This window comes from Aeromonas sp. QDB25 (genome assembly GCF_027707725.1).
Classification (GTDB): Bacteria; Pseudomonadota; Gammaproteobacteria; order Enterobacterales; family Aeromonadaceae; genus Aeromonas; species Aeromonas caviae.
Map to the genome: position 1 here is coordinate 1 of NZ_JAPCIZ010000219.1, position 1,033 is coordinate 1,033.

Sequence of the window (1,033 nt, forward strand, 5' to 3'; positions counted from 1 at the left end):
TGTCATTTTCAGAAGACGACTGCACCAGACAACGCGGTTTGAAGGCTGTTGTGCAGTCGTCTATTGAACGAACAGTATCAGGAGTCCGCTGCACGAATGATGACCTCAAGCCGGTTCTGGTCGCGCTGGCGACCGATCAGCCCCTGGATGTGCGATACCGCGACCACGATCTTTCCGGCGATTGGGCGGGCTACCGCGAATGCCACATCAAGCCCGACCTGCTGCTGATCTACCGCAAGTCCGACGCCGACACCCTGCGACTGGCGCGGCTTGGCTCCCATAGCGAGCTGTTCGGCTGATGCCAGTCGCCTTGTCCGCCAAACGATCATTAGGCGGCCAAACCGGACGCCTGTCCGAAAACATCTTGCGCAACGGGATGACGGACAATAAGATAGGCGGACGGTATAACGGACAAATGGGCGGAAATGGCACTCATCGGCTATGCGCGGGTATCGACGGCGGAACAGGACACCGCCTTGCAGACGGATGCGCTGCGCAATGCAGGCTGCGAACGGGTTTTCGAGGACACGGCATCCGGGGCCAAGGCAGACCGGCCCGGCTTGGCCGATGCGCTGGCTTATCTGCGCGATGGCGATGTGCTGGTCGTCTGGCGGCTGGATCGGCTTGGCCGCTCCCTGCCGCACCTGATTGAGACGGTCGGCAAGCTGGAAGCACGGGGCGTCGGCTTCCGCTCGTTGACTGAAAACATCGACACCACCACGCCGGGCGGACGGCTCATCTTCCATGTGTTCGGTGCGCTGGGCCAGTTCGAGCGCGACCTGATCCGCGAGCGCACCAAGGCCGGGTTGACCGCTGCCGCCGCACGCGGGCGCAAAGGCGGACGCAAGCCGGTTGTCACTGCCGACAAGTTGCAACGAGCGCGGGAGCTTGTCGCCAACGGCTTGAATGTCCGCGAGGCCGCCGCACGCCTCAAGGTAGGAAAAACCGCTCTCTACGCTGCCTTGCAGGCGGCCAGTTCTGGCAGTGCAGCCGACTCCTGATATTTCGTGCAGTCGCCTTCTGAAAACGACAG

Annotated in this window: 2 protein-coding genes; both read left to right on the forward strand. The window is 62.3% G+C overall.

Translation table 11 applies throughout. From position 1 onward, the window contains the following. A partial coding sequence (locus PG883_RS23560; protein ID WP_431521334.1) for a type II toxin-antitoxin system YafQ family toxin occupies positions 1–299 on the forward strand: 299 nt, incomplete at its 5' end. Between the two features lie 126 nt (positions 300–425). Further along, positions 426–1,001 carry a recombinase family protein gene (locus PG883_RS23565; RefSeq protein WP_001173919.1) on the forward strand — a complete coding sequence of 192 codons (576 nt, stop codon included), beginning with the start codon at positions 426–428 and terminating at the stop codon, positions 999–1,001. Positions 1,002–1,033: the final 32 nt, after the last annotated feature.